Annotated in this window: 6 protein-coding genes; 3 read left to right on the top strand and 3 right to left on the bottom strand. The window is 69.9% G+C overall.

Annotation, left to right across the window (positions count from 1 at the left end):
• Positions 1–264, bottom strand: a 264-nt coding sequence (locus tag G3O00_RS39305; protein ID WP_206146214.1) for a LysR family transcriptional regulator, incomplete at its 3' end; no start/stop codon positions are given.
• A gap of 170 nt (positions 265–434) precedes the next feature.
• Here G3O00_RS39305 and G3O00_RS39300 point away from each other — a divergent pair.
• From G3O00_RS39300 to scpB, 3 genes are all read left to right on the top strand, one after another.
• Positions 435–1,757 (top strand): MFS transporter, encoded by a 1,323-nt coding sequence (locus G3O00_RS39300; RefSeq protein WP_206146213.1) that lies wholly within the window; start codon positions 435–437, stop codon positions 1,755–1,757.
• Between the two features lie 61 nt (positions 1,758–1,818).
• On the top strand, positions 1,819–3,042 hold the full coding sequence (locus G3O00_RS39295; RefSeq protein WP_206146212.1) for a CaiB/BaiF CoA-transferase family protein: 1,224 nt from the start codon (positions 1,819–1,821) through the stop codon (positions 3,040–3,042).
• Entirely contained in the window at positions 3,039–3,848 is an 810-nt protein-coding gene (gene scpB / locus G3O00_RS39290) for a methylmalonyl-CoA decarboxylase (RefSeq protein ID WP_206146211.1), read from the top strand. Before G3O00_RS39295 ends, scpB begins: the two co-directional genes overlap by 4 nt.
• Positions 3,849–3,967: 119 nt before the next feature.
• On the opposite strand, the gene G3O00_RS39285 is transcribed toward scpB, so the two are convergent.
• Together G3O00_RS39285 and G3O00_RS39280 are read right to left on the bottom strand one after the other, a co-directional pair.
• A complete protein-coding gene (locus tag G3O00_RS39285) occupies positions 3,968–4,507 on the bottom strand; it encodes a chromate transporter (RefSeq protein ID WP_011351219.1) in 540 nt (179 codons plus the stop codon).
• On the bottom strand, positions 4,504–5,115 hold the full coding sequence (locus tag G3O00_RS39280) for a chromate transporter (RefSeq protein ID WP_206146210.1): 612 nt from the start codon (positions 5,113–5,115) through the stop codon (positions 4,504–4,506). Before G3O00_RS39280 ends, G3O00_RS39285 begins: the two co-directional genes overlap by 4 nt.
• Between the last annotated feature and the right edge of the window lie 167 nt (positions 5,116–5,282).

Genomic DNA, 5,282 nt, shown 5'->3' with positions numbered 1-5,282 from the left:
CGTGTCGGCGTCGCGGCGCAGCAGCTCGCGCGTGCCGTCGGCCTGGCGCAGCAGCTCGAGCGCGTGCTGGTACAGCGTGCGGCCGGCGGCGGTGGGCGCAACGCCGCGCACGCTGCGTTCGAGCAACTGCATCCCGAGATCCTGTTCGAGATTGCGCATCTGCTGGCTGACCGCCGGCTGCGCGACATGCAGCGCCTCGCTCGCATGCGTGACGTTGCCGCATTCGACGACCTTCACGAAATAGCGCAACTGCCTCAAGTCCATCGCCGCCGCCTCCCGATTCGAGCCATAAGCCAATCCGATCGAGCAAGATGAATATCATATTTTTCCCCGATCGATGGTGTTTCTATACTCGTCTCACAAAAGAGCCAGCCTCCCGGCCATCCCGGACCGGACGCGGCAAAAGTGCCGGCCTCGCCGGCAAGGAGACGAAGATGTTCAAGGCGATCGACGCGCCGGCGGCCGGCGCGAAGCCGCGGCGCACGCCGCTCACGCGCGAGCAGGTCAAGGGCTTCTGGGCCGTCTATGCGGGCTGGGTGCTCGACGGCGTGGATTCGGTGATCTACGCGCTGGTGCTGATTCCCGCGCTGACCGAGCTGCTGCCGGCGTCCGGCATCGCGGCGACGCCCGCGAATCTCGGGATGTACGGCTCGATCCTGTTCGCGCTGTTCCTGATCGGCTGGGGGCTGTCGTTCATCTGGGGGCCGCTCGCCGACCGCTTCGGCCGCGTTCGTACGCTCGCCGCGAGCATCCTGATCTACTCGGTGTTCACCGGCGCGGCCGCGTTCGTGCACGACGTGTGGGCACTGGCCGCGTGCCGGCTGATCGCCGGGATCGGTGTCGGCGGCGAATGGGCGCTGGCGGGCACCTACGTCGCCGAGAGCTGGCCGGAAGACCGTCGCAAGATGGGCGCCGGCTACCTGCAGACGGGCTACTACTTCGGCTTCTTCATCGCGGCGTGCCTGAACTACACGATCGGCGCGACCTACGGCTGGCGCGCGATGTTCCTGTGCGGGCTCGCGCCGGCGCTGCTCGCGGTGTTCACCGTGATGCGCGTGAAGGAGCCCGGCCAGTGGCGCCGGCATGACGCACGCGACGGCGACGTGGCCGACGCACGACGCGCGCATCCGATGCGCGAGATCTTCGCGCCGGCCTTCCTGCGCCGCACGGTGACGAGCGCGAGCCTCGTCGGCGTCGCGATCGTCGGGCTGTGGGCCGGCTCCGTCTACGAGGCGAGCGCGGTCAGCACGCTGGCGGCGCGCGCGGGCATCGATCACATCGGCGCGATGCGGCTTGCATCGATCGGCGCGGCGATCCTGTCGTGCGCGACGATCGCCGGCTGCCTGGTTGCGCCCTGGCTGTCCGAACGGCTCGGCCGCCGCACCGCGCTCGGCGTGTATTTCGCGGGCATGGCCGGCTCGATCGTGTTCGCGTTCGGCTGGGCGTTCTATCAGCCGAACGGGCTCGCGGCGTTCATGGTGTCGCTCGCGTTCCTCGGTTTCTTCGGCGGCAATTTCGCGATCTTCTCGCTATGGCTGCCCGAGCAGTACCCGACGCGCGTGCGGGCCACCGCGTTCGCGTTCAACGCGTCGGTCGGCCGCTTCATCGGCGCGGGCGTGAACTTCCTGCTCGGCGCTGCGATACACGGCTACGGATCGCTCGGCGTGCCGGTCGCATGGACCGCGGCCGTGTTCGGGCTCGGCATCCTGATCCTGCCGTTCTCGGTCGAAACCCGCCACCAGACGCTGCCCGAATGAGCGGCACGCCGCGATCGTTCGGCAACAAGCCACACCCAGTCATCAATATCAGGAGTCCGGAATGCAGGCATTACAAGGAATCAGGGTCGTCGATCTGAGCCGCGCGCTGTCGGGGCCGTTCTGCTCGATGGTGCTCGCCGATCTCGGCGCCGACGTGATCAAGGTCGAGTCGGGGCCGCACGGCGACATGAGCCGCGCATGGGGGCCGTTCGATCGCGGCGTGAGCACGTACTACCTGTCCTGCAACCGCAACAAGCGCGGCATCTGCGTGGATTTCCGGCAGCCGGCCGGCCTCGACGTCGTGCGGCGGCTGATCGCGCAGGCCGACGTCGTGATCGAGAATTTCAAGGCCGGCACGATGGATGCGATGGGGCTCGGCTATGCAGCGCTGAGTGCGCGCGATCCGAGGCTCGTGATGGGCAGTGTCACCGCGTTCGGCCCGCGCGGCCCGTTGCGCGACTGGCCGGGCTTCGACCAGATCGCGCAGGGCTATGCGGGGCTGATGAGCCTCACCGGTTTTCCCGACGGCGAGCCGACCCGCACGGGCACCGCGATCGGCGATCTCAGCTCGGGGATGTGGGTCGCGACCGGCGTAATGGCCGCGCTTTACGAGCGCGAGCGCACGGGGCGCGGGCAGCATGTCGGCACGTCGCTGCTCGAAAGCCTCGTGTCGCTGCTGAGCGTGCACGGGCAACGCTACCTGAGCCTCGGCGACGTGCCGCGCCGCACCGGCAATGCGCATGCGGTGATCGCGCCGTACGGCGTGTTCGAGACGGCCGACGGGCCGCTCAACCTCGCGCCGATCACGACCGACATGTGGCTGCGGCTGTGCCAGTTGCTGGATCTGCCCGAGCTGCCGAACGATCCGCGCTTCGCCACCAACGACGCGCGTGTCGCGCACCGCGACGACCTGAAAGCGTTGCTCGAAAGCCGGCTGCGCACGCGCGGCAAGCGCGAATGGACGCAGCGTTTCGTCGACGCCGGGCTGCCGGCCGGGCCGATCAACACGCTCGACGAAGTGTTCGACGACCCGCAGCTCGCGCATTGCGGGCTGGTCGAGCCGGTCGCGCATCCGACGCTCGGCACGCTGCGCCAGGTCGTGACGCCGCTCGGCGGGATGGGTGATGACATGCCGACGCCGCGCACGCGCCATGCGCCGCCGCTGCTCGGCGAGCATACGGTCGACGTGCTGCGCGAAGCGGGCTATGGCGACGACGCGATCGACACACTGCTGGCCGAGCGCGCGATCTTCCAGGCGGAAGCCGTGGCGGAGGCCGTGCAATGAGCGACACGACGAAACACGACAGCGCGTCGCACGTGACGGTCGACATGGTCGGCGAGCGGATCGCGCGCGTGCGGTTCGCGAATCCGGCACGACGCCATGCGCTCGACGCGCCATTGCTCGATGCGCTCGTCGCGCGCCTCGACGCGCTGGCCGAACACCGTCCGCCGCCCGTCGTGATCCTGTCAAACGACGGCAGCGGCGACGTGTGGAGTGCGGGGCATGACCTGCGCGAACTGGCCGACGATCGCGATCCGCTCGCGTACGGCAAGCCGCTCGAACGGGCGCTGCGACGTGTGCGGACCTACCCGGGCGCGGTGATCGCGGCGGTGGCGGGCTCGGCGTGGGGCGGGGCGGTCGATCTGGTGATGAGCTGCGACCTGGTGGTCGCGGCGCGCGACGCGCGTTTCGCGATGACGCCCGCGAACATCGGCCTGCCGTATTCGACGAGCGGCCTGCTGCGCTTCTACGACAACCTGCCGATCCACGTGCTGAAGGAGATGTTCTTCTGCGCGCAGCCGCTCGATGCGGAGCGCGCCGCGCATCACGGGCTCGTGAACCGGCTGGCCGACGCGGGCGGTGTCGACGATGCGGCGCTCGACGTCGCGCGCACGATTGCTGCGAAGGCGCCGCTCGCGGTGCATGCGGTGAAGGAGCAGTTGCGCGTGCTGCAGGACGCGCGACCGTTGCCGGCCGATGCGTTCGAACGGATTGCCGAGTTGCGCCGGCAAGCGTGCGAAGGCGCGGACTTCAGCGAAGGGTTGCGCGCGTTTGCGGCGCGCCGCGCGCCGGTGTTTCGCGGCGTCTAGGCGACGGGTTGCGCGAGCCGGGCGCACAAGCGGCTGACGGCGCGCGGAGGCGCTCGCGCCGCTTGGCGGATATCGGCTGCGTCGTTCGCTGCCGCCCGCGCACGCCGCGTCGCCGCGCGTCACATGCCGAGCGTGTGCACGCCGACCAGCAGCAGCGCGCCGATCGCGATCAGCAGCAGCGCATGAACGCGCGTATACATCACGCACAGCGTCGACGCGACCGCGATCGCGCGCGCGGCCCAGCCGCCGTCGAGCGCCTGCAGCAGCACCCACACCGACGCGAGGATCATGCCGGCCGCGACCGGGCGCAGGCCGGCCTCGAGCGCGATCTGCCAGCGTGCACCCTGGTGCCGCCGCCACAGATGCGCGACGCCGTAGATCAGGAAAGCAGTCGGGCCGAACAGCGCGAGCGTCGCGATCACCGCACCCCAGAAGCCGGCCACCTGCCAGCCGATCAGTGTTGCGAGCAGCGAGCCGGGGCCCGGCGCCATCCGCGCGATCGCGAAATCGTTCACGAATTGCGTGGCGGTCATCCAGTGATGCACGTCGACCACTTGCCGCTGGATGTCGGCGATGATCGCCTGTCCGCCGCCGATCGTCGCGATCGACAGCGGCGCGAACACGCCGAACAGCGCGGCGTAGCGTTGCGATACGGTCATGGCGTGTCGTTCCCGGTTGGCGTCGCGGCCGCGCGGCGATATTCGAGCGCGACGCTCAGCGTGCCGCCGACCAGCACGGTCCACACGAGCGGCCAGTGCAGCACGGCCACCGACACGAAGGTGAGCGCCATCACCGCAAACGGCAGCGCGCGGCGTGGCAGCCGGCGCACGGCGGTGATCGCCATCGAGATCGACAGCCCGATCGCTGCCGCCGCCGCGCCGGCGAGCGCGACATGCGTGAGCGGAAAGCGCGTGAGGGTCGAGAACGCGATGCCGAACAGCACGATCAGCACGGCCGGCGGCGCGATGATGCCGGTGAAGCCGGCCACCGCGCCGCGCCATCCGGCGAGCCGGTAGCCGATCCAGATCGCGAGGTTCTTCACGTTGACGCCCGGCAGCGCCTGCGACAGCGCGAGGCCGTTGAGGAACGCCTCCTCGTCGAGCCAGCGCCGCTCGTAGACGAAGTCGCGCATCATCCGCCCGCTGAGCCCGCCGCCGAAGCTGGTCAGGCCGATCTGCGAGAACGCGATGAACAGCGCGAGGACGCCGGGTGGTGGTGCGTCGCCTGCTGGCGGTGCTGGCGAGGTGGTGGCGGAGGGCGGGGGCATCGGACGGGCGGCGCGTGGCGGTTGGGCGTGCGCCCATGTTAGCAAGCGGACGCTGTCAGCACGCTGACATGGGCTCAGCGGTGGTGTGATGGAAGACCGCTGCTGAGTCGGCGGGCGTGTTTCGGTGCATCCGGGACATCCGGGACATCCGGGACATCCGGGACATA

Origin of the sequence: Burkholderia sp. Ac-20384, from assembly GCF_017104605.1 — a bacterium.
Classification (GTDB): domain Bacteria; phylum Pseudomonadota; class Gammaproteobacteria; order Burkholderiales; family Burkholderiaceae; genus Burkholderia; species Burkholderia lata.
The sequence above is the reverse complement of the archived record's forward strand: the minus strand, read 5'-3'. Positions and strand labels throughout refer to the sequence as shown.

Bases quoted from the DNA above. Each gene is read 5' to 3' on its own strand.
- G3O00_RS39300 (WP_206146213.1), top strand. From the start codon at position 435: ATGTTCAAGGCGATCGACGCGCCGGCGGCCGGCGCGAAGCCGCGGCGC.
- G3O00_RS39295 (WP_206146212.1), top strand. From the start codon at position 1,819: ATGCAGGCATTACAAGGAATCAGGGTCGTCGATCTGAGCCGCGCGCTG.
- scpB (WP_206146211.1), top strand. From the start codon at position 3,039: ATGAGCGACACGACGAAACACGACAGCGCGTCGCACGTGACGGTCGAC.
- G3O00_RS39285 (WP_011351219.1), bottom strand. From the start codon at position 4,507: ATGACCGTATCGCAACGCTACGCCGCGCTGTTCGGCGTGTTCGCGCCG.
- G3O00_RS39280 (WP_206146210.1), bottom strand. From the start codon at position 5,115: ATGCCCCCGCCCTCCGCCACCACCTCGCCAGCACCGCCAGCAGGCGAC.